Here is an 18,469-nt window from a genome sequence, read left to right as displayed (position 1 = left end):
GATTGAGTTACATCGGCAGGCCCGGGATCGCCGGGAGGGAAACGCCTGGGATAGAGCCGGAGAACGCCGCTGCCGCACCGAGCAGAGCAACGAGGGCGAGCGGCACGCCGATCAGGACGCCCAGGGCGGAGGAGCGGTACTTGCTGTCCTCGTGGGTCAGGCTCTTGATGCAGACGCCGGAATCGGTGGAGCTGCCGACTCCAAGCTCCTCGTAGGTTTTGTCGACCGCTTTCCGGCGCAGCTCCTTTTCCTTTTCGGTCGGAGCGTTGTCGATATCCTTCTGGATCTTCTTCTGAGCTTCAATGCATTCCTGGTACGCCTTGGAAGATCCACCGTCAGAGTCGCCTTCAGCGGCGAATGCCGGTGCAGCGAGGACGGACACGGACATGGTTGCTGCGAGGGCAGCGGAAGTGATGCGCTTCATAGTGTTCTCCTTATGTAGGTTTGGTTACCTGTCAAAGAGTTAACACGTGTCTAAAAGACGCTTTCAACCGATTCAGCGAATCGTTTTCAAAATGAGACAAAATGTGGCACCACCCCAGCAGGGACGGGACAGACACAAGAGCTCCTATACCGGCAGCTTTGGCATATTCGGGAGGGAAACGCCCGGGACCATGCCTGAAGCCGCGGCTGCTGCGCCAAGTAGCGCCACAAGGGCGAGCGGGACACCGACCAAGACAGCGATGACACCGCCGCGGTAGTTCGGGCTGTTGAGCATGCTCTTGATGCACACGGCGTCCGGATTGGAGGAGCCGCCGTTCTGTCGCAGTTCTTCCTTCTCCTTCTCATTCGCGGAGCCCACCAGACCACGGCAGTGCTGGTAGACCTCAGACGACGTCTTCTCGTCCTCCGCCGCATGTGCCGGCGAGGCCAGGACAGACAGGGACAGGGTTGCTGCGAGAGCAGCGGTGGTGACGCGCTTCATAGTGTCGTCCTTGTGTTGGTTGGGTTACCTCCTGCAAGGAGAACACGTGACTACAAACTGTCGCAGCGCAACTCAGCAAAACGTGTCCAAACCGAGATATGACAAACGGCCCGCCCCACGATGGGAGCGGACCGTAAGAAGCTCAGGCGAGCCGAATTACATCGGCAGGCCCGGCAGGGCCGGGAGGGAGAAGCCCGGGATAGCGCCGGAGAACGCTGCTGCTGCGCCGATCAGGGCGATGAGGGCAACCGGGACGCCGATCAGCAGGCCCAGGATGCCGGGCTTGGTGTCCGGGTTGTCGATGAGCTGCTGGATGCACTCACCGGTGGCGTTGTTGGAGCCCTTCTCCTTGCCCGGCTCGGCCTTGTCGCCGTCCTTGCCGGTGGTGGCCTTGCCAGCGGTGGCCTTCTTCTCGTCCTTGCACTTCTTGTACACCTCGGAGGAGCCGACCTTCTCGCCAGCCTGGTCGCCCTCAGCCTGGGCGGAGCTGCCCTGGTTCTCCTTGGCCGGGGCGGTGTCGGCGTCGGCAGCGAATGCCGGAGCGGACAGTGCGGACAGGGACAGGGTTGCTGCGACGGCAGCGGTGGCGATGCGCTTCATGGCAATCTCCTTAAGTAAATCGGGTACCTGCCAGTGGTTCTGACACGTGTAAAAAGCGTATCGCTCACCCGTCACAGTGCGTTACACGGGGTTACCCTGAGCACATGGGAATGATGAAAGAGATTGCTGCTGTCTTCGGCGTCGCCGCACTTGTGGGCCTTGGTGGTGCGGGTGCCGTCTACAACGCCATCGACGCCCCGGAGCGCGATCAGTACACCGTCCAGGCTGCGGGGGCGCCGAGCGCGACTATCGACGACCCGCAGGACGTCCTCACCCCCGAGGACGAGCAGCGCCTGCAGCGCGACACCGCCAACATCAACGCGGCCGACGTGGTCACGGATTTCCACTACATGGTGTTCAAAACCAACCACGAGAACATCCTCGACGACGTTGAGGAACTGCTGCGCTCGCAGTACCCCGAGCTGATCGACCAGTCCAAGGGTGAAAACGGCCGCCCCGCCGACGGCGTGCTCATTGTGGGCGTTGGCCTGGATCCGCGCCAGGCGTTCATCTACGGAGGCGACGATGTCACGCAAGAGCTCATGCTTGACGACGACTCGTATCGCGAATCCCTGCTGGATGCCATGAAACCCGGCGTGAAGGAAGGCAACATCCCATCCGGCCTGTTCCGCACGGCGAACTTGGCCATGGACGCGGACGGGCTTTCGGACCGGAAGTTCAACGACGCGAAAAATGACCGAGGCGGAGCGATCGTCGGCGCTGGCATGGGCGGGTTCGGCGCTGCTACCGCGGTTGGTGCGGGTGTGGTGGCGGTGCGGAGCAATCGTCGTAAGGCAATTGCGAAAGCCCGCGAGGACTACGAGCTTGTCACCCACGAGTACACCCGCCTCGCAGGCCGCCTGGACGAGGTGGACGTGCGGGCGAACTCGCTGTCCTCGGCGTTTGCGGACGAGACGCTGCGCCGCCAGTGGGCCGAGGTGCGCGACCGCTTCCTGGGCATGAACGAGCTGGTGCACGGCGCGCAGGGGCTGAGCTCGATCAACATGGACGACGACAAGGACGTGTACAAGCACCGCAAGCAGCTTGCGGACGCCGCCGAGTCCGTGGACCACGTCTCCAACGCCGAGGACAACATCGACCGCCTCTTCGGTGTCGAGCACGGCGACCCGGCCACGCGCCGGGCGGACCTGAGCACCATCCGCGAGGACGTGCTGCGCGCCCGCAGCGAGGTGAAAGATAGCGGGCTGCGCCAGGAGCTGGACTTGTTGATGCAGCGCATCGAGGCGCTGGACGCCAACCCCTCCTCCCCCACCTACGTGGACGACTTCGTGCGCGTGCTGGGCGACTACCGCGTGATCCTGGACCAGGTGAAGAAGAAGCAGTTCAGCGACGTCAAGGAGCGCGAGAAGCTCACCGCGCCGGCGGTGTACGAATCCGGGTTCTGGTACGGAGGGTACGTCCCGTACGTGCACATGCAAGCCTGGCACGAGTCCAACGTGAAGGCGGATCAGGCGGCATCCTCGAGCAGCAGCTCGGTGTCTTCCTCGGGATTTAGCGCCGGGGGCGGCAGTTCCAGCTTCTAAATGTGTGATCTGCAACACATTTCGCTTTTAAACTTTTCTTTAATCAATCCGTGTTTATACTTAGACGCGGAGAAATTCGAAGCGCGGCCCGCCACCTAAGAACACGAGGTGGCGGGCCACTCCTTTGTGCGGGTGTCCGCTTAAAAACGCCTAAGAATAGCGGAATCCCCTCCGCCTACTCGCACTCTAAATGGGGGGGGTGGGTGAGTGCTCAACCGGTCTCGGGGGGGATGGACCGTGGGCGGAGGGGCCCAAAAGCGAATATAGACTATCGCCCCCAGTGTGTCTACACGTAGCACGAAAAAGTTTTCCGATGCAGGTGGGAGGGGGTTATGGGAAGATAGCCGGCATGACCATCCAGGCCCGGGCGCTGACGTATAAGCGTGAGAAGGAGCAGTCGGCCGCGATCCGCCTGCTGCACGCGGACAACGCCCCGGTGCTGCTCGCGGTCGTGGCGGAGCACTTCCCGCGCGGCGCTGAGGCGAGGCCGGCGGAGCAGCTCTACCAACTCATGGCGGACGACTTTGCGGTGCTGCGCGGAACGTTCGAGCTCCCGAAAACACCGCAGGCGTACTGCAACGACTGGGTGAAGGCCGGGTGGCTGGTGCGCAAGTCCGGCACCAAGGAAACGGGCGAGACGCTCGAGCCCAGCGAGCAGGCGCTCACCGCGCTGCAGATGATGGACAGGGTGAGCGCGCCGAGATCGGCGGTGACGGCGAGCCGGGTGGCGTCGATAAGCAATGCCCTCCAAGCGCTCGCGCGGGACACCGACCCGGACATCGACTCGCGCCTGAAGCACCTCGAGGCCGAACGCGAGCGCATCGAGGCCGAGATTGCGCAGGTGGAGCGCGGTGAGTTTGAGCTGCCCTCCCCAGCGACTGTGCGCGAACGGGTGGGCGACATCCTGGGCCAGGCGAGTGCGATCCCCGGCGACTTCGCGCGCGTGCGGCACGAGCTGGAAACGCTGAATTCGCAGCTGCGCCGCCAGCTGTTGGACCCGGAGGGCTCGCGAGGCGACGTGCTGGACGAGATCTTTGCCGGCGTGGACCTGATCGGCGAATCCGACGCGGGCAGAAGCTTCAACGCGTTTTATTCGCTGGTGGTGGACCCGGAGCGCGGCGCGTGGCTGGATACGTGGATCGGGCAGGTGCTCGAGCGCGCCGACAACGCGGCGATGACGGCAGAAGAGCGCGCGCAATTCCGTACCCTGTTCCGCGACATGGAGGACGCCGGCTACGAGGTCAACCGCATGATGACGCGCCTGGCCCGCAACCTGCGCAACTACGTGGCCAGCGAGCAGTTCGCCGAGGACCGCCGCATGATCGAGCTGTTGCGCGACACCCGCAAGCTCGCCGCCGACGCCGCGGAGCGCGAGGAGCTTTCAGCCACGCACAAGATGGACACGCCCTTGCAGCGCATCGGCATGCAGATCGCCTCGGTGGCGCAGATCAAGCTCGCGGACCCCGGCGCGGAGGTCATCACAACCGAGGTGGAGGCGTTCGAGCCCGGCGAGGGCGACGCGGAGGCGCTCTACCAGGCGGTGCGCGAAAGCGAGATCGACTTGGAGGAGCTGATTGCGGCGGTGGGTGAGACGGTCGGGCGGGCCGGAGGGGCGTCGATAGGCAAGGTGCTTGAGCGCCACCCCGCCACCCAGGGCCTGGGGTCGGTGGTGGGCCTTGTGTACCTGGCCCTCAAGCACGGGGTGCGGCAAGACGGCAGCGAAGAGGTGCGCTTCGAGGAAGAGGATGGGAGCATTCGCTTAGCGACGGTCCCGCGGTGGCACTTCGACGCAGCAGCAGTAAAGGAGATGCAATGACGGAACCGCTGTGGACGGGCGACACAGGCACCCTGTCCGAGGAAACCCGGCGCGCACTGGTGGACCTGCTCAAAGGCCCGCTGATCACCGCGGACCGGAAGAAGGAGACGTGGCACGCCATCACCACCGACACGGAGGCGCTGCGCTCGCGGCTGCACGACGTGTTCTTGGAGCTGGTGGTGGACGAGGACGCCGGCATCGCTTTCACGCGCCACGTCCGCCCGGACAACGAGGACGTGAAGGTGCCGCCGGTGCTGCGCACGGAGGCGCTGACGCACCTGCAAACCGCGATTTTGCTGCAGCTGCGCCACGAGCTGGGCATGTCCACCCCGGGCGAGCGCGTCGTGGTGGGCGAAGACGAGCTGTACGGCGCAATCAGCTACGTCCGGGCGGTGGACAACCGGGACGAGTCCGGGTTTAAGAAGCGGTTCACCGCGGCGGTGAACACCATCCGCAAGTACAGCCTGCTCACCGACACGGAGACCGAGGGCCGCTGGGAGGTCTCCCCCGTGCTGCGCCACATCTTCGACGCGGACACCGTCCACGCGCTGCGCGAGGAGTACCTGCGCCTGGCCCAGGAAGGGGATAAGCAGTGACAGCACAATTCCGTCTGGCGCGCGTGCAGCTGGTCAACTGGGGCACGTTCGACGGCTACTACGACATCCCGGTCGGCGAGCGCGGGTTTTTGATCACCGGCGCGTCCGGCTCGGGCAAGTCAACGCTTATCGACGCGTTTTCCGCCGTGCTCGTCCCTCCCGGGAAACTGCGTTTCAACGCCGCGGCGCAGCAGGAAACGGGACGCGACAAGGGGCGCAGCCGCGTGTCCTACATCCGCGGCGCGTGGCGGCGCAGCGAGGACCCGGCCACGGGCGAGATCCGCAGCCAGTATCTGCGCTCCGGGGCGACCGCCAGCATCGTTGCGTTGACCTACCGCGCCGGCAGCGAGGTGCTCACGCTCGCCGCGATCTACCGCCTCAACGCGGGCCAGCAGCAGGAAGCGCAGGTGAAAACGCTCTACGGCATCTTCCCCAGCGAGGTCGACGTGGACGGGTTCGTGCCGCTGCTGCAGAACTCCCTGGACAAACGCAAGCTGGAGGCGAAGTACAAAACTGCCGGCGTGACGTTCACGGAGCAGTACTCCGTGTTTGCCAACCGCTTCCGCTCAAAGCTTGGTATCGGCAGCGAGGAAGCGCAGATGCTGCTGCACCGCACGCAGTCCGCGAAGTCCCTGTCCAGCATGGACGAGCTGTTCCGCAACTACATGCTGGACGTACCGGGCACGTTCCAGGTCGCGGAAGATGCCGTGGCCACGCACGAGGACCTGCGCCAGGCGTACGAGCGGCTCGAGGACGTGCACCAGCAGATTGAGACGCTCGCTCCCCTGCCGGGGCTGAACACCAAGCTCAAGGATGCGCAGGCGACGCAGGAGAACACCGCCGCGCTGTCGGCCGCCCTGCCGCACGTGCGGCGTGCGATTGAGGCGAAGCAGCTGCGCGAGCGTATCGACGTCAGCTCCGCCCAGCTCGCCGCCCTAGAAGTGCAGGCGCAATCCCTCGAAGCCCGCAAGGAAGTGCAGCAGGAGGCGGTGCAGCGCGCGGCGGTGCAGCGGGAGCAGGTGGCCGGCCAGAGCTTGGGCGAGATTGAGCGCAACATCGCCCGCGAGGAGCACGAGCTTGCCGTACGCAAGGCGAAAGTGCGCAAACTGGCGGCCTTGGTGCAGCTGGACGGCGCGTTGGATACCGAGCGTTTCGCGGAGCTGAAAGCACAGGCGTCGGCGGAGCTGGCGGCCGCGCCGGAGCAGGAAGAACGCCTGCGCGAAGAGTGGTTCAAGGCCCGAAGCGAACACGAGAGGTGTGCTGGCGCGGAGGCGTCGGTGGGGGCGGAGTTGGCGTCGTTAGGCAACCGCTCCTCCAACATTGACCAGCGCTACGTGGAGGTGCGCGCGCAGCTGTGCGCGGATACCGGGCTGACGGTGCGCGAGCTGCCGTACGTGGGCGAGCTTATCGACGTGCTGCCCGAGCACGCCGAGTGGGAACCCGTGATCCAGCGCCTGCTCGGCGGGTTTGCCGCGACCCTTTTGGTGCCGGCGGAGCGCGAGCGCGAGGTGAGCAGCTGGGTCAACGGGCGTCACCTCGGGATGCGGCTGGAGTACCGCACCGTGCCCGAGGGCGTGGAAGTCCCGCGCGGGCCGAGGAACCCGCTGAGCCTGTTTCACAAGGTGCGCGTGGTGGAGCACCCGATGCGCCCGTGGCTGATGCGCATGCTGGCCACCACCTTCGACTACGCCCTGGTGCGCACCGTGGACGAGCTGGAGCGGCAAGACCAGCGCGCGGCCACCATCGACGGCTTAGAGCGCAACCCGGCGGATAGGAGCGGCTCCGCCAGGTACGTGAAGAACGATCGGCTGCGCTTGGGCGAGCGGCGCAACTACCGCCTCGGCTCCTCCAACCACGCAAAGGTGGAGGCGCTGCGCGCGGAGCTTGCGGAGGCGAAACGCGCAACGACGGCGGCGGGCAACCGTCTGGCGGAGGTGCGGCGCAAGCAGGAGGCGCTGGCCAGCGACGTGGCAAAGGCGCGGGAGATTGCCGCCATGGAGTGGGCCAGCGTGGACACCGTGAGCGTCGAGGAGCATTTGGCCGGCCTGCGCGCGGAGCTTGAGCGGCTGACCTCCTCCCCCGAGGCCAAGGAGCTTGAGCGGGCGTGGCGCGAGGCGTCCGACACGCTGAAGGCCACCGAGCAGGAGTTGCGGGAGGTGCGCGACGAGCTCGCGGTGGCCAAGCGGGTGTTGCAGGACGACCACGCGCGGCTGAAGCGGATCGAGGCGGAGCACGTGGAGGTGGACCCGGCGCTGGCGGCGGAATTGGAGGCGATGCTCGCGGCCACCACGCGCCGCCTGACCCCGGAGAACTTAAGCGACAGCGCCTTCAAGGTCACCGCGCAGCTGGACGCGCAGGCGAAGCAGGCGGCGAAGACGATCACGGAGTCCAGCAACGCCGTCGTGAACATCCTGTCCAACTACAAGTCCCAGTGGTCGGCGGAGTCCGCGGAACTGCAGGCCACCGCCGATTTCGCCGGCGAGGCCATTGCGCGGCTGGAGATGCTGCGCTCGGACCGCCTGCCGGAGTTCCGCGGACGCTTCCTGGACTTGCTCAACGGCCAGTCCGTGATGCACCTGAACACGATTTACAAGGAGCTGCAGCGCGCGAAGGGCGACATCGAGACGAACCTCGGCCCGATCAACGCCTCGCTGCGCCGCTCCCCCTACACCGAGGGGCGCTACCTGCAGATTGAGGTGCGCGACAACCGCGACCGCGTCGTGCGTGATTTCTTGCAGGACTTGCGCGAGGCGACCGCCGGCAGCCTGAGCGAGGCGGACGAGAAGACCGCCATTGAGCGCTACCACCGCCTGGCCAAGATCATGGACCGCCTCGGCTCCTCCGAACGCGCGGACCGCAGTTGGCGCACCGTCGTGCTGGATACCCGCAGGCATGTGAAGTTCGTGGGCAACGAGGTGGACGCCGAGGGCACCGTGCACAACACCCACGTGGATTCCGCGTCCTTGTCCGGCGGCCAGGCGCAGAAGCTCGTGTTCTTCTGCCTCGCCGCGGCGCTGCGTTACCGCCTGGCGGGCGTGGACGCGGACGTGCCCCGCTACGCCACCGTGGTGCTCGACGAGGCCTTCGACCGCGCCGACCCCGTGTTCACCCGCACCGCCATGGACGTGTTTGAAAGCTTCGGTTTCCACATGGTGCTGGCCACGCCGATGAAGCTGATCAAGACCCTCTCCCCCTACGTCGACGGCACCATCGTGGTCCACTACACCGAGGACCCCGTCGCGCGTTCCACCTTCGAGCTCATTGATACCCATGCGCCTGCCTGACCAACTGCCCGTCAAGTTCAACATGGAACTTTTGCTTCTCGACGAACCTTCGGCCACCTCCGTTCCTTTGCATCCCCCAACACGCGCGCAGGTGCTTGCCGACGAAGCCGCCGCCCGTGCATTCGTCCGCGCCTGGCAGGCCTGGGAGCCTGCCGAGGAGGTGGAGTGGGCCACCCGGTCCTGGGCGGGCCTGGGCAAACAGGACGTGCCGGTGAGGGTGACGCTGTCCGGGTGGGACCGCGTGGCCGAGGTGGCCGGCCGCGCCGGGGAGGTTGCGCTGGCCCGCGAGCGATTTGCGGTGTTGGTTGGGTTGTTCCCGGATTGGCCGGAGTTCCGGGAGCGGGCGGCGCACTCGTGGTCAACGTGGCTGGTGTTGGAGGATGACGACTTCACCCGCCTGTGCCTCGCTCTGCGATGGTTTCACGTGAAACCTTCCTCGGGCCTGCGCGCCCGCGCCGTGCCGATCGAGGGCCTGGACACGAAGTGGATCGCCGCCCACCGGGGCCTGCTGCAGCGCTTGCTCGGGGTGTCTGACCTGGGCCTTGCTGAGGGCGATCGGCTGATGCGGGTGCGGTTCCTGGATAGCTCGCTTGCGCCCGCCAAGGGGCTGGTGGACGTGGCGGTACCGTTCGGGTCGTTGTCGCTGCCGGAGGGGCTGTTGGTGATCGTGGTGGAGAACAAGGAGACGTTCTTAGCACTCCCCCAGGCTCCTGAGGGTTCGGGCGCGGTCCTGGTGTGGGGCTCCGGGTACACCGCCGGCGCGCTGCCAGAGCTGCCGTGGGTGCGCGCGGCGCGCCGGGTGCTGTACTGGGGCGACGCGGATGCGGACGGCTACGCCATCCTGAACGCGCTGCGCACCCGCCTGGCTGCCGACGGCGCCCCCGTCCCCGTCGTCAGCGTGGCCATGGACGTGGAGACGGTGGAGCGCTTCCTGCACCTCGCCGTGGCCGACCCCGGCGACACAACCCGGGTGCTCCCCCACCTCACCGACGACGAGGAACGCGCCCGCCGGTTCCTGGTCGCCTCCGGTGCGAAGCGATTGGAGCAGGAGCGCGTGTCCTTGGAGTGGGCGTTGGCGATGCCGGAGTTCGCGGCGGTGTGGGGTGGTACCGTCGGCAGTACCACTACCATCGCGGGAGTAGACGATGACTGAACGCTTGTCGGATAAGTACACCTACCAAACCTTCTGGTCTGAGGAGGATGGTGAGTACGTGTCCACCGTTGCCGAGTTCCCGTCCTTGAGCTGGCTCGATGAGGACGCCCAGCGGTCAAGTGCTGGACTCCGGAAACTTGTCGCCGAGGTGATCGCGGACATGCAGCAAACCGGGGAGCCTATCCCCCAGCCGTTCGGTCAGCGCGACTTTTCCGGGCGGTTCAACGTGCGTGTCAGCAGTTCCCTCCACCGTCGCCTTGCGATGGACGCTGCGCGGGAGGGCGTGTCCTTGAACGCGTGGGTGACGCAGAAGCTCGCGAGTGGGTAGTAGCGGTCCTTCGCTCACCCTGCGGGCGCGGCACTTCCGCGATACCTTCATCCGCATGGGAACCTTCATCTCGCTCATTGAAGCGATCGCGGCCGTCGCCGCTGCAGTACTAGCCGCCATGGCCCTGCAGACATCGAAGCAGGCTAACGAGCTCGCGGAGAAAACCCGCGACGACAGCCAGAAGTTCAAGGATGAAGAGCGGGAGAGAGATGAAGAGCAACGTCGCAACGCCGTGGCGATGAGCGTTTATGCCTACTGGGCAAAGCGGGATGACAATAAGTGGGGCGTGCTTATTAGTAACCAGGGGCCGCGCGCAGCGGTAGTGAAAAACTTCCGGGTAGACGTGCAATGCGTGGATAACAACCGCAAGCCGTGCAGGCACTCGCGGGAGCTTGCTGTGCTCCCTACCGGCGAGTTCTTCATCGAGCACGAAGAGACAAAGTATGGCTGGGGTAATCTCGTCTCCATCCAAGAGACCGATCGATTCAAACCGATGGTCTACGCGAACGCGTGGCGGGTGAATGAGATTAGCTTCATCGATCACCTCAATGAGCAGTGGACCTACACGCCTGAGACTGGCTACACCCACCAGCCAGTCAACTAATCGGCCCCGACCATCCCCGCCGCGTTTCACGTGAAACGTCCCTCAACCAACCCCCACTCAAACACCCGTCCGATATAAACCTCCCCCGCATCGGGCGCGCCGGATAACCTGCCTAGTATGTCTTCTCCCACGCAGGAAGCAGCGCAGGAAGCGCGCACCGACAATGCGGCGAACTCCACCGCCTACGCGCCGGGCCTCATGGTCAAGGTCCGCGACGAGTTGTGGCTGATCACCAGCGTCACCCAGTCCGTGGACGGGTACCTGCTCAAGGTCCGCGGCCTGTCGGATTACGTCCGCGACACCACGGCGAGCTTCTACACCGCCATCGACGATGTGGAGGTCTTCGACCCCGCCAAGGTGGAGGTCGTCCCGGACCGCTCCCCCGGCTACCGCACCACGCGCCTGTGGCTGGAAACCACCCTGCGCCAGACCCCGGTGCCCCTCTACCAGGAGGAGCTGTCGGTGGCGGATCAGATGCTCATGGATCCGCTGGATTACCAGCTCACCGCCGTACGCAAGGCGCTTAGCGACGACAACCTCCGCCCCCGTGTGCTCATCGCGGATGCCGTCGGCCTGGGCAAGACCCTCGAGATCGGCATGATCCTCTCCGAGCTGATCCGTCGCGGCCGCGGCGAGCGCATCCTGGTGGTCACGCCGAAGCACATCATGGAGCAGTTCCAGCAGGAACTGTGGTCCCGCTTCGCCATCCCGCTGGTGCGCCTGGACTCCACCGGCATCCAGCGCGTGCGCCAGATGTTGCCGGCCAGCCGAAACCCGTTCACGTACTTCCCGCGCGTGATCGTGTCCATGGACACGCTGAAGAGTCCGAAGTACCGCGCGCAGCTGGAGAAGGTGCGCTGGGACGCAGTGGTGATCGATGAGATCCACAACGCCACCAACGTGGGCACCCAGAACAACGAGCTGGCACGCACCCTCGCCCCCACAACCGAGGCGCTCTTGCTGGCGTCAGCCACCCCGCACAACGGCGACCCGGAGAGCTTCAAGGAGATCCTGCGTCTGCTGGATCCAACGGCGGTGCTGCCCAACGGGGAGATCGACAAGGACGCCGTGTCCCGCCTGCTTATCCGCCGCCACCGCCACAGCGACGAGGTGGCCAGCGTCGTCGGCGAGCAGTGGGCGGAGCGCAAGGACCCGATCAACATCCCGGTGGAGGCCTCCGCGGAGGAAAATGCCGTCGCGGGCGAGCTGGAGCAGACCTGGATCCACCCGGAAGACGCCAAGGCCAACCCGGCCCAGGACCGCCTGTTTCCGTGGACGCTGGTCAAGGCGTTCCTCTCCTCCCCCGCCGCAATGGGTGAGACCATCGAGAACCGCCTCAAGCGCGTCCCCCAGGCGGACAGCAACCAACGGGAGGCGTTGGAGCGTCTCCAAGCATTGAATGCCAAGGTCACCCGCCAGAACTCCAACAAGTACGCCGCGTTAGTGAACTACCTGCAGGAGATCGGCGTGGGCAAGGGCAAGAAGACCAGGGCGGTGGTCTTCTCGGAGCGTGTGGCTACGCTGCATTGGCTCAAGGAGCACCTGACCAAGGACCTGAAGATGCCGGCCGGTTCGGTGGAGGTCATGCACGGCGGGCTCTCGGACGAGGAGCAGATGCGGCTTGTAGACGAGTTCAAGCGCGAGGACTCCAAGCTACGCATCCTGGTTACCGGCGACGTGGCGTCTGAAGGCGTGAACCTGCACACGCTGTGCCACAACCTGGTCCACTACGACATCCCGTGGTCGCTGATCCGCATCCAGCAGCGCAACGGCCGCGTGGATCGCTACGGGCAGATGGAGCCCCCGCAGATCGCAGCGCTCCTGCTGGACACGAAGCAGGGCGGCTACGTGGGCGAGCTGCATGTGCTGACCAAGCTGATCAACCGCGAGAACGAGGCGCATGCGTTGCTTGGCGACGTCGGCTCGCTCATCGGCAAGCACACCGTTTCCGGCGAGGAGGATGAGATCCGCCGGGTGATCCAGAACCAGGCCGGCTTCGATGAGGTGGTCAAGTCCCCGGAGCGGGTCGCAAGCGCGGATGTGCAGTCGGAGGAGGATCTCATCGATCTGTGGATGTCGGGCTTCGGGCTTGACGACGAACCTTCGGAAAGCCCCGCTTCCGACCCAAGTGCCCCGCACACGACCAGCCTGTACGCCTCAGAAATCGTCTACCTGGAGGATGCCCTGAACGAGGCCTTTTACGGCGCACCGGAGAAGGCACTCGCCGCCAACGGCGTCGCCTACGAGCTGGGCAACAACGGCGTGGCTGAGCTCGCCCCGCCGGAGGATCTGCGCCGCCGCCTGGACGTGCTGCCCCAGGACTACCTGGCGGACCGCAAGGTGCGCGAGAGGTTCCTCCTGGCCACGAACACCGCCGTGGGCAACGAGATCCTGCGCAACGCGCGCACCGGCCAGGACGGTTCCACGTGGCCCAAAGCCCACTTCCTGGGCCCGCTGCACCCGGTGACGGACTGGGCCGCCGACCGCGCGCTGGCGTCGCTGTCCTCCGGCCAGATCACCGCCATCGAGGGCGACGTGGACATGCCCACCGTGCTGCTGATGGCCACGCTGACCAACAAGCGCGGCCAGGTGGTCTCCCGCGCCTTTGTCACCGTCGCCGGCGGGATGCTGCCCAAGACCATCGAGGACCCGGTGGCCTGGCTGCGCGGCATCGGGCTGACCGAAAACGCCATCAACCCGGAAACGCTCACCCTGCCGGATAACGCGCAGGAGCTCGTCGCAAAGTCTGTGGAGATCGCCGGCAACCAGCTGCAGCCGATGATGGCCGCCGCCCGCAACCACGCAACCAGCCGCATCGAGTACTGGATCGACCGCGCCGACCGCTGGCAGCACGCCAAGGACGACAGTCAGCAGATGCTGCGCGTTGGCCGCTCCGCGAACCTGATTGCCGAGGAGCGCGCGCTGATCGCCTCGCTTGAACCAGACCGTGAACTTATCCGCCCGCTCGTCCTCGTCCTGCCGAAGGAGCAGTAGATCAATGGCTACCTACGACTCAATCATCAACGTCGATGAGTGGATCAGCGACCACTACTTCACCACCGACGAGACCAAGGGCGAGTCTTTCACCAAACGCGTGAAAAACCGCACCAAGGAGTGGGCGCAGCTGGAGAAGGAATCAAACGCCCCCTCCCCCATCAAGCGCTTCCAGGCCGAGCGCGGAGAGCTGCAGAAGGCCTTCGCCACCGAGGCCGACACCGACGCGCTCGTGCGCGCCGCGTTCAGTTACGGCTCCCCCACTACGCAGCGGTACACTCGCGCCGGGGACACGTTCACCTACCAAGGCTGGGTAGGCAACGCCGGGACTCTGGTGGTGATCAGCACTGAAGTCAACGAGGACACCACCGAGGAAGACCTGACCACACTCCCCGTCACTGGCGGCATCGCCCCGGAAGGCAAGGAATCGGAGCAGGCCAAGGTATCCAAGCTGGTCGGCGACCTCTTCCTTGCCGCCGAACCCCCGGAGTTCATCGTGGTCCTCGCAGGCGCGTGGGCCGTGCTCGCCGAGCGCGAGTCCTGGCCGCTGGGCCGCTACCTCGCGGTAAACCTGCAGCTGGCGGTGGAGCGCAACGACACGAAGAAGGCCGGCGAGCTCGAGCGCGTCGCCGTGATCCTCGCCCGCGAGAACCTGGAGCGCGCCGCCGACGGCACCACCTGGTGGGCCGAAACCCGGGAGGAATCCCAGCAGCACGCCGTGAAGGTCTCCGGCGACCTGCGCGACGCGGTGCGCGAGTCCATCGAGATCATCGGCAACGACGTCCTTAACCGCCGCCGGGAGCACAACCTGCCCATCGACGGCGTCGACGGCAACGAGCTAGCGCACCAATCCCTGCGGTACCTCTACCGCATCCTCTTCTTGCTGTTCGCTGAGGCCTCCCCGGAGCTGGCCATCCTGCCCACCGGCGCACCGGAGTACGTGGAGGGCTACGGCCTGGACCGCCTCCGCGACCAGATCCTCAACCCGCCCGTGACCGACAAGGCGCGCCGGGGCACGCACCTCTACGACTCGTTGCAGCTGCTGTTCACCCAGGTCAACGACGGCCACGACCCGCTCGAGACCGCAGGCGCCGACCAGGACGCGCAGAACGAGGGCCTGACTTTCCGCAACCTGGAGGCGGACCTGTTCAAGCGCGAGGCCACCTCGCTAATCGACGAAGTCAAGCTCTCCAACGACGCCCTCACCCGCGTCCTGCAGAACTTGCTGCTGTCGAAGGTCTCCGCCGGCAAGGACCGCGGCTTCATCTCGTACGCCACCCTGGGCGTGACCGAGCTCGGCCAGGTTTACGAGGGCCTGATGTCCTACCACGGCTTCATCGCCCAGGAGGACCTCTACGAGGTCGCACCCAAGGGCGACGCCTCCAAGGGCTCATGGGTGCTGCCCACCCACGCCGCGGACACCGTCCCGCAGGACAGCTTCGTTATGGAGACCAAGCAGATGGAGGAAGGCGGCACCTCCAAGGTGCGGCGCGAACACCCCGCCGGCTCTTTCGTGTTCCGCCAGTCCAGTCGCGACCGCGAGCGCTCCGCGTCCTTCTACACCCCGCAGGTGCTCACCGAGTTCACCGTCGGCCAGGCCATCGAGGTGCTTCAGGAAGAAGGGCGCATCGAAACATCCGATGACGTACTCAGCCTGACCATCTGCGAGCCCGCCATGGGCTCCGGTGCCTTCGCCGTGGAGGCTGTGCGCCAACTGGCGGAGCTGTACCTGAAGCTGCGCGAGGACGAACTGGACACCCAGGTCGACCCCGAGACCCGCGCGGTTGAGCTGCAGAAGGTCAAGGCCCACATCGCCCTGCACCAGGTCTACGGCGTGGACCTCAACCCCACCGCGGTGGAGCTCGCCGAGATCTCCCTTTGGCTGGACACCATGACCAGCCAGCTCAAGGCACCGTGGTTCGGCCTGCATCTGCGCCGCGGCAACTCGCTGATCGGCGCGCTGCGGTCGACCTACTCCACCGCGCAGCTGAAGAAGCGCGAGTGGCTCACCGCCGTGCCGCGCCGGGAGCCGGTTCAGCACCTCGCCGAGGCTATCGACGCCGGCGACCCCAAGGACATCCACACCGCCGGCCGCATCCACCAGTTCCTCCTCCCCTCCTCCACCTGGGGCGCGGCCGCGGACGCAAAGGACCTGAAGACTCTGGCCAAGGACGAGATCACCGCCATGAAGGCGTGGAGGCGCTCCGTCACCGGCAAGGCACCCACCAAGGAGCAGACCAAGAAGCTGACCAACCTCGCTGCCCGCGTGGAGTCGCTGTGGGCCATTACGCTGTCGAAGATGCGCATCGCGGAGGAACAGATCCGCCGCGACATCGACCTCTGGGGCCGCGAGACCGAGCACACCGCCAAGAACGTCCGCCGCGAACAGATCGAGCGGGAGCTGCTTCACGACGCCGAAGGTGCCTACTTGCGCCTGCGCCTAGTGATGGATGCCTGGAACGCACTGACCTTCTGGCCCCTCACCGCCACCGATGAGTTGCCGGACCTGGACGAGTGGATCGCCGCGCTTACCGACATCTTGGGTACCGAGGTCACCGCACGTGATGCCGCGCAGGGACAGCTTGGCCGCGCTGACAGCTGGGATGAACTGGTTCAGCTCGAGCGCACCGAGATCGAACTCTCCGGCGCACGCAAGATCGAGACCGTGTCGGAGAAGCACCCGTGGCTGAACACTGTGCGCACCGTCTCCTCGGAGCAGGGCTTCTTCCACTGGGATCTCGACTTCGCCGCCGTTTTCGCCCGCGGTGGCTTCGACCTCCAGGTTGGTAACCCTCCGTGGTTCCAACCAGTCGTCAAAATCGACGAGCTCTATGCCGAATTCGATCCTTGGTTCACACTGGCGCATAAACCTACTCAGGCGAGAATTAGAGAGCGGCGTGAATCGTGGAGTAACAGTCCGAGGATTCGTGAAACGGTTTTCGCTGGTGTAGCTGAAAACCTCGCTACTGGTGCAGCACTCCGAGATAGCGCTCGCTACCCTCACCTGATGGGGCAGCAGCCCGACTTATACCGCGGCTTTATGGAACGTACATGGGCGAATACGACGAAAGACGGCATCGTCTCCCTCATTCATCCAGAGTCGCACTTCACGGAGAAGAAGGCTGCTCCCCTGCGTCGCGGAGCGTACCTCCGGTTGCGTCGGCACTGGCAATTCGTAAATGAGTTGAAGCTCTTCGATATCGCGCACATCTTCTTCTACGGCGTGCACACGTATGGACCAGCCAAGGAGCGACCTGAGTTTCTATCGGCGGTGCACATGTATCACCCAACTACGGCAGCTGAATCATTACACCATGATGGAAGTGGTCCTCAGCCTGGATTTAAGGATGAAAACTACCGCTGGGACTTGCGCCCGCACAGGGATCGCATCCAGATAGTTGACGAGAAGATGCTGAACGTTTGGCATTCGATCGTGGAAGAGAGATCGGTTCCACCGCTGGAGTCGAGAATGATATATACGGTAAACACCGAAGCTGCGGACATTCTGGAGAAGCTGGCTGCAGCACCACGTATTTGGGAACTGGACCTGCAGTTCTCTTCGGGGTGGCATGAAACCGCTGATCGAAAAGCAGGGTACTTCGACACCGGATGGGCACAACCGCAACGCTGGGACGATGTCATTCTCCAAGGTCCCCATCTTGGAGTAGCCACGCCGATGATTAAGCAGCCTAATCCGACGAACAGAAGTAAGGGTGATTGGACTGCGATAGACCTTGAACGGATGCCTTCAAATTTCATCCCGGCCACTGGTTACCAAGCAAATTGGGCAGTCGAAGGAGCCTACGACCGTGACTACCCTAGTTGGACTAACGAAGATGGAGACCGTGTGTCAGCGCGAGATGTTTACAGAATCGCGTGGCGAAGGATGGCTTCTATTACAGGCTTCCGGACAATATACCCATCCATAATTCCCCCGGGAACCGCTCATATTCACGGAGTAGCAAGTGCGGCGAAGTTGGGCAATTTGCGAGTCACCATTCGAACAGGTGGGATCCTTTCTAGCCTGCTGGTGGATTTTCTTGTCCGGAATACCGGTACCTCTGAACTTCAGCCGTCAAACATCAAACCTTTAGTCGCCCCCACCATGGGCGCATTGGAAGATGCATTGGTTAACCGTTACCTCCGACTCAACTGCCTCACCGAGGCCTATGCCCCGTTGTGGGAGGAGGTTGTGGGTGAACCTTGGGACGTCGATACGCCTTTGCGTAAGGATGAGGAGCGGCGTGCTGCGCAGGTGGAAATTGATGCGATTGTGGCGTTGTCGTTGGGTGTGACGGCGGATGAGTTGTGCATGATTTATCGGACGCAGTTTCCGGTGATGCGTCGTTATGACCAGGAGGATCGGTTTGATGCGAATGGTCGGAAGGTGCCGAAGGAGATTGTGAAGGCGGACGCGAAGTTGAAGGACGGCGCGGAGTTGTCGGTGACGGATCGGACGTGGACGCATCCGCAGTCGGGTGTGGAGTATGTGTACGAGTACCCGTTTAGGCAGCTGGATCGAGAGGCGGATATGCGGGAGGCGTATAAGAGGTTCGAGGAAGATATGAAAAATTGAGAATGCGTTAGTATTGGATTAAATGACGCCTCGTCCTGCAGGTCGCAGA

12 protein-coding genes are annotated in these 18,469 nt (G+C 64.6%); 9 read left to right on the top strand and 3 right to left on the bottom strand.

The features are described from left to right. Window positions 1-7: 7 nt before the first annotated feature. The 3 genes from O5O53_RS02515 to O5O53_RS02505 all read right to left on the bottom strand — a co-directional run bounded on the left by O5O53_RS02515 (window position 8) and on the right by O5O53_RS02505 (window position 1,525). On the bottom strand, window positions 8-424 hold the full coding sequence (locus O5O53_RS02515; RefSeq protein ID WP_239307391.1) for a hypothetical protein: 417 nt from the start codon (window positions 422-424) through the stop codon (window positions 8-10). Window positions 425-568: 144 nt separating this feature from the next. Then, window positions 569-925 carry a hypothetical protein gene (locus O5O53_RS02510; protein ID WP_239307392.1) on the bottom strand — a complete coding sequence of 119 codons (357 nt, stop codon included), beginning with the start codon at window positions 923-925 and terminating at the stop codon, window positions 569-571. Between the two features lie 156 nt (window positions 926-1,081). After that, window positions 1,082-1,525, bottom strand: coding sequence for a hypothetical protein (locus O5O53_RS02505; RefSeq protein WP_269508748.1), 444 nt, complete (start codon window positions 1,523-1,525; stop codon window positions 1,082-1,084). Between the two features lie 104 nt (window positions 1,526-1,629). Here O5O53_RS02505 and O5O53_RS02500 point away from each other — a divergent pair, with 104 nt between their 5' ends. The 9 genes from O5O53_RS02500 (at window position 1,630) to O5O53_RS02460 (ending at window position 18,420) form a co-directional block, all read left to right on the top strand. Next, window positions 1,630-3,069, top strand: a complete 1,440-nt coding sequence (locus O5O53_RS02500) for a PIN domain-containing protein (RefSeq protein ID WP_269508746.1) — start codon at window positions 1,630-1,632, stop codon at window positions 3,067-3,069. A 349-nt stretch (window positions 3,070-3,418) separates the two neighbouring features. Beyond that, complete coding sequence (locus O5O53_RS02495) at window positions 3,419-4,885, top strand: DUF3375 domain-containing protein (protein WP_269508743.1); 1,467 nt, start codon at window positions 3,419-3,421, stop codon at window positions 4,883-4,885. Continuing rightward, the gene (locus O5O53_RS02490; protein WP_070843844.1) at window positions 4,882-5,481 is read left to right on the top strand and encodes a DUF4194 domain-containing protein; all 600 of its coding nucleotides are present in this window, start codon (window positions 4,882-4,884) and stop codon (window positions 5,479-5,481) included. Before O5O53_RS02495 ends, O5O53_RS02490 begins: the two co-directional genes overlap by 4 nt. Next, window positions 5,478-8,765 (top strand): ATP-binding protein, encoded by a 3,288-nt coding sequence (locus O5O53_RS02485; RefSeq protein ID WP_269508741.1) that lies wholly within the window; start codon window positions 5,478-5,480, stop codon window positions 8,763-8,765. The genes O5O53_RS02490 and O5O53_RS02485 overlap by 4 nt, the downstream gene beginning before the upstream one ends. Beyond that, entirely contained in the window at window positions 8,752-9,918 is a 1,167-nt protein-coding gene (locus O5O53_RS02480; protein ID WP_269508738.1) for a DUF3322 domain-containing protein, read from the top strand. Before O5O53_RS02485 ends, O5O53_RS02480 begins: the two co-directional genes overlap by 14 nt. Further along, the gene (locus O5O53_RS02475; RefSeq protein WP_269508735.1) at window positions 9,911-10,246 is read left to right on the top strand and encodes a type II toxin-antitoxin system HicB family antitoxin; all 336 of its coding nucleotides are present in this window, start codon (window positions 9,911-9,913) and stop codon (window positions 10,244-10,246) included. Before O5O53_RS02480 ends, O5O53_RS02475 begins: the two co-directional genes overlap by 8 nt. A 55-nt stretch (window positions 10,247-10,301) precedes the next feature. Continuing rightward, on the top strand, window positions 10,302-10,850 hold the full coding sequence (locus O5O53_RS02470) for a hypothetical protein (protein WP_269508733.1): 549 nt from the start codon (window positions 10,302-10,304) through the stop codon (window positions 10,848-10,850). Between the two features lie 117 nt (window positions 10,851-10,967). Then, the gene (locus tag O5O53_RS02465) at window positions 10,968-13,844 is read left to right on the top strand and encodes a DEAD/DEAH box helicase (RefSeq protein ID WP_269508731.1); all 2,877 of its coding nucleotides are present in this window, start codon (window positions 10,968-10,970) and stop codon (window positions 13,842-13,844) included. Between the two features lie 4 nt (window positions 13,845-13,848). Continuing rightward, complete coding sequence (locus O5O53_RS02460) at window positions 13,849-18,420, top strand: Eco57I restriction-modification methylase domain-containing protein (RefSeq protein WP_269508729.1); 4,572 nt, start codon at window positions 13,849-13,851, stop codon at window positions 18,418-18,420. Window positions 18,421-18,469: the final 49 nt, after the last annotated feature.

The sequence above is a fragment of the Corynebacterium faecium genome (genome assembly GCF_027257105.1).
Classification (GTDB): domain Bacteria; phylum Actinomycetota; class Actinomycetes; order Mycobacteriales; family Mycobacteriaceae; genus Corynebacterium; species Corynebacterium lehmanniae.
The sequence above is the reverse complement of the archived record's forward strand: the minus strand, read 5'-3'. Positions and strand labels throughout refer to the sequence as shown.

What these genes read in the sequence shown, in the direction of transcription:
- O5O53_RS02500 (WP_269508746.1), top strand. Translation starts at nt 1,630, where the DNA reads ATGGGAATGATGAAAGAGATTGCTGCTGTCTTCGGCGTCGCCGCACTT.
- O5O53_RS02510 (WP_239307392.1), bottom strand. Translation starts at nt 925, where the DNA reads ATGAAGCGCGTCACCACCGCTGCTCTCGCAGCAACCCTGTCCCTGTCT.
- O5O53_RS02460 (WP_269508729.1), top strand. Translation starts at nt 13,849, where the DNA reads ATGGCTACCTACGACTCAATCATCAACGTCGATGAGTGGATCAGCGAC.
- O5O53_RS02505 (WP_269508748.1), bottom strand. Translation starts at nt 1,525, where the DNA reads ATGAAGCGCATCGCCACCGCTGCCGTCGCAGCAACCCTGTCCCTGTCC.
- O5O53_RS02495 (WP_269508743.1), top strand. Translation starts at nt 3,419, where the DNA reads ATGACCATCCAGGCCCGGGCGCTGACGTATAAGCGTGAGAAGGAGCAG.
- O5O53_RS02470 (WP_269508733.1), top strand. Translation starts at nt 10,302, where the DNA reads ATGGGAACCTTCATCTCGCTCATTGAAGCGATCGCGGCCGTCGCCGCT.
- O5O53_RS02465 (WP_269508731.1), top strand. Translation starts at nt 10,968, where the DNA reads ATGTCTTCTCCCACGCAGGAAGCAGCGCAGGAAGCGCGCACCGACAAT.
- O5O53_RS02490 (WP_070843844.1), top strand. Translation starts at nt 4,882, where the DNA reads ATGACGGAACCGCTGTGGACGGGCGACACAGGCACCCTGTCCGAGGAA.
- O5O53_RS02515 (WP_239307391.1), bottom strand. Translation starts at nt 424, where the DNA reads ATGAAGCGCATCACTTCCGCTGCCCTCGCAGCAACCATGTCCGTGTCC.
- O5O53_RS02480 (WP_269508738.1), top strand. Translation starts at nt 8,752, where the DNA reads ATGCGCCTGCCTGACCAACTGCCCGTCAAGTTCAACATGGAACTTTTG.
- O5O53_RS02475 (WP_269508735.1), top strand. Translation starts at nt 9,911, where the DNA reads ATGACTGAACGCTTGTCGGATAAGTACACCTACCAAACCTTCTGGTCT.